Annotated in this window: 3 protein-coding genes and 1 pseudogene; 2 read left to right on the top strand and 2 right to left on the bottom strand. The window is 38.6% G+C overall.

Translation table 11 applies throughout. The features are described from left to right. Both MVY38_RS04900 and MVY38_RS04895 read left to right on the top strand, forming a co-directional pair. Window positions 1-440: pseudogene (locus MVY38_RS04900) on the top strand (hydrogenase); the annotation flags it as partial. Next, the gene (locus MVY38_RS04895; protein WP_297484042.1) at window positions 437-943 is read left to right on the top strand and encodes a hydrogenase; all 507 of its coding nucleotides are present in this window, start codon (window positions 437-439) and stop codon (window positions 941-943) included. The pseudogene MVY38_RS04900 and the gene MVY38_RS04895, both read left to right, overlap by 4 nt. A gap of 18 nt (window positions 944-961) precedes the next feature. Here MVY38_RS04895 and MVY38_RS04890 read toward each other — a convergent pair whose 3' ends face one another. Beyond that, complete coding sequence (locus MVY38_RS04890; RefSeq protein WP_297484041.1) at window positions 962-2,731, bottom strand: ABC transporter ATP-binding protein; 1,770 nt, start codon at window positions 2,729-2,731, stop codon at window positions 962-964. Then, a partial coding sequence (gene gltX / locus MVY38_RS04885; RefSeq protein ID WP_297484040.1) for a glutamate--tRNA ligase occupies window positions 2,721-3,831 on the bottom strand: 1,111 nt, incomplete at its 5' end. The genes gltX and MVY38_RS04890, both read right to left, overlap by 11 nt.

Raw genomic sequence — 3,831 nt, 5'->3', positions numbered from 1 at the left:
CTGTGAAATACAATAGTGTTGGCGTAATAGCACGGGCATCAGGACTCTCTCAAGATAGGCGTATAAATAAATTTTACTTAGAGCATGGCTTTATCATGGCAAGTGAAGTGAGTGGTGATGTTGGTGCGCGTTTTAAAGTACGCATTCAAGAGGTAAAGAACTCTATGCAAATGATGCACAACTTTTTAGAAGAGGATGAGACTGCGTTTAGCGTAGGAGATGTACAAGATGGATCGTATCAGAGTTTTACAGAGAGTTCCATTGGTGAGCTTTTTATGGCAATAGATATAAAAGATGGGCTTATTGAGCGTTTTTTTGTGAGAGATCCTAGTTTTGTGAATTGGCAGGCGGTACATATTATGATGCAGAGTGACATCATCGCAGATTTTCCACTTATAAATAAAAGTTGTGATTTAAGTTATGCAGGAAATGATTTATGATTAAATTTTGGAATAAAAGAGTAAAACACGGAATTTTAACAGAGAATGAGCAGCTAGACAGAGAACTCTCAAAAATAAAAAAAGAGATAAAAGAGGGTGTTAAAAAGAGATTTGCAGGCTCACTTGCCATAAGAATGGTAGATAGTGGAAGTTGTAATGCGTGTGAAGCAGAGTGCAATGCTCTTGCAAACCCTTACTATGATTTAGAGCGATTAGGTATCTACTTTGTGGCAAGTCCACGCCATGCAGATGTATTGCTGTTGAGTGGTATTATGACTTTTAATATGACACCACATGTAAAAGAGGCTTACGCCCAGATTCCCGCACCAAAATGGGTAATAAGCTTGGGTGATTGTCCTGTAATGCAAGCCCCATTTGATAAAACATATGCCATAAATGCCCCAGCAGAAAATCATCTCCCCGTAACCCACCACATAGCAGGATGCCCACCCTCTCCATTAGAAATTATGGAAGGTTTACTGGAGTTTTTGAAAAAGATTTAGAACGATTAGGAACAAAATCTAAAGGAGTTGGTTTTTTATAAACTCCAAGTAGTGTCCCTCCTCATTTTCGAGCTCTTTATGTGTCCCTCTTTGCACTATTTCACCCTCATCTAAAACATAAATCATATCTGCATTTTTTACAGTACTGAGTCTGTGTGCAATGGTGATGACTGTTTTTTTCTCTAGTATTGGTTTGAGTGCCACAAAGAGTTTTGTCTCGGTATGCACATCAAGTGCAGAGGTAGATTCATCAAATATTACGACACTTGGATTTGCTATGATCATTCTGGCAATGCTAAGTCGTTGGCGTTGCCCTCCTGAGAGTCGAATGCCGTGATGTCCTACGATGCTCTCAAGTCCATCGGGCATACTCTCAAACATATCTGAGAGTTGAGCAATTTTTAGGGCTTTAAAAATCTGCTCATCGCTGATGTTTTCATGCCCCATAGTAATATTGAAACGCAGTGTAGAGTTAAACATTATAGGCATCTGCAAGACTAAAAATATTTTCTCTCGTACAGAGTGTTTGTTTATTTCCTCGGTGGGAATACCGTTATAAAAAAGCGCACCAGATGTTTTTTCATAAAATCCTGAGATGATTTGAGCAAGTGTTGTCTTGCCACTTCCGCTTGCCCCAATAAGTGCTATTTTTGAGTAGGGAGCTACTCCAAAGTTTATGTTTTTAAGAATGAGTTTATCACTGCTTTCATAGCAAAAGCATAAATCACTCAGTGTAATATCGACTGCGTTGGAGTCTATTTCTTTCTCTCCACTTGTCTCTTTTTTAAGTGAGAGGACTTTGTTAATACGCTCTAACGCTGCTTTTGCAGCAGAGTAACTGTACTGCATAGAGAGAATATCTTGTACCGGAGTCATAATAAACCAGATATAGCCAAACATTGCAAACATCATTCCTATGCTAAGGTTTGAGTATGCTACTAAAAGCAGTCCACTTGCACGGATAAGCTCAAAAACACTTAAAAATATTGTGTAAGAGAGCTTCTCATACGCAACACTTTTAAAGTTAAAGAGGTTCGAGGTCTCTTTGATTTTTTTTGCCTGTTTGAGTGCTTTTTCAAAAAAGTAGTGTTCTTTGTTACTTGCTTTTATCTGTCCGTAAAGCTCCAGAGTCTCACCTACATCCTCTTGAAACGCAGCGATAGCTTTGTTCTCCTCTTTTTTGAGTGCACCTACTTTAGCAGACATTTTTTTACTTAAAAACATAATGAGTGGTTGGACAAAGAGAATGAGTATGCCTAAAATAGGATTGATGGCAATCATGACAATGCCAACGGCAAGCAGCGTTAAAACAGATGCTACAAAACGGCTTGAGCTGACCATAATGAAGTTATCAAGTGTGTCGATGTCGGTGATGAGGTTGGCAGTAATTGCGCCACTGCCTAGCGTTTCAAACTCATTCATGGAAGTATGTTCGAGGTGTGTAAGTAGTTTAGAGCGTATCATAAAGGTGATATATTTTGATATTTTTGTAAATATTTTTGTCGTGATGACACCAAGATAGTAGTATAAAAATCGTAAAAATATAACCACAAACGCAACGATGGCAATGTAGTAGAAAGCAGAACCACTTCCTAAAAGTGTGTTGATGGTGGGAACAATGTAATGGGGCTTGTGCAGCAGCACTTCATCGACCATCATTGGCAATAGTAAGGGAACAGGTACACTTACAATGATGGCAAGCAGCGTAATGATCTGCCCATAAATAAGGGCAGGTTTTTTATGTAGTGCGAGTTTGAAAAGAGATTTGAGTGTTATTTTAGTTTGCATTTGCTTTGATGGCATTTTGAATGCGAAGGAGTGTCTCCTCTTTGCCCAAAATAGCCATAACTGTGTCAAGCCCTGGACCGCTCATTTTTCCAAGAAGTGCAACACGAAGAGGATTTCCAATTTTTCCAAATCCTATCTCCATTTCATTAACAACTGCTTCCATCACCTGATGATAATCAGCTGGTAAATGCAATGCATCGGCTGCGTTTAGTTTTGCTGCAAAATTTTCTAACACTTCAAAGGCATTACCTTTAAATGCTTTTTTAACTGCTTTTGCATCGTATTCACGTGGTGTTGTAATAACTTCACGGCTGAGAGTGGCAAGCTCTTTGAGTGTTTTTGCACGCTCTTTTAAGGCATCAAGCAAAATCTCTTTTTTGTCATGAGAAGTGAGGACAATATCAAAATCAAGAAGTAACTCTACAAGTTCATCATTTGGAGTGTTTTTGATGTAGTGTGCATTGAGCCAGTCGAGCTTTTCAGTATTGTAAATAGAAGCCGATTTGTTGATGTCTTTAGGATTAAAAAGAGCTTTCATCTCATCCATTGAGAAAATCTCTTGATCTCCATGACTCCAACCAAGACGCACAAGAAAGTTAAGAAGTGCTTCTGGGAGATAACCCATCGCTTTGTACTCCATTACATCTGTTGCACCATCGCGTTTAGAGAGTTTTTTACCTTGTTGGTTGTGAATCATCGGAACATGGTAAAATTTAGGAATATCAAATCCAAGAGCTTCATAAACAACTATTTGCTTTGGAGTGTTTGAGAGATGGTCATCTCCACGGATGACTTCATTAATGCCCATCAAAGCATCATCAATCGCTACAACAAAATTATAAGTAGGACTTCCATCAGCACGAGCAATGACAAAATCATCTAAAATATCTTCTGCTTGAAATACTACATCACCTTTGACACCATCATGGACAATGATTTCACCACTAATTGGTGCTTTTATGCGAATAACTGGCTCTACACCCTCAGGAGGAGTTCCCTTAAAGTCACGATATTTTCCATTATATTTTGTACGCTCTTTATTAGCCATTTGTGTTTCACGGAGTGTATCTAACTCCTCTCTTGACATATAACATTTGTAT

The organism is Sulfurimonas sp., from assembly GCF_027056685.1.
Taxonomy (GTDB): domain Bacteria; phylum Campylobacterota; class Campylobacteria; order Campylobacterales; family Sulfurimonadaceae; genus Sulfurimonas.
Note: the sequence above shows the minus strand (reverse complement) of the source record. Positions and strands in the feature narration are given on the sequence as shown.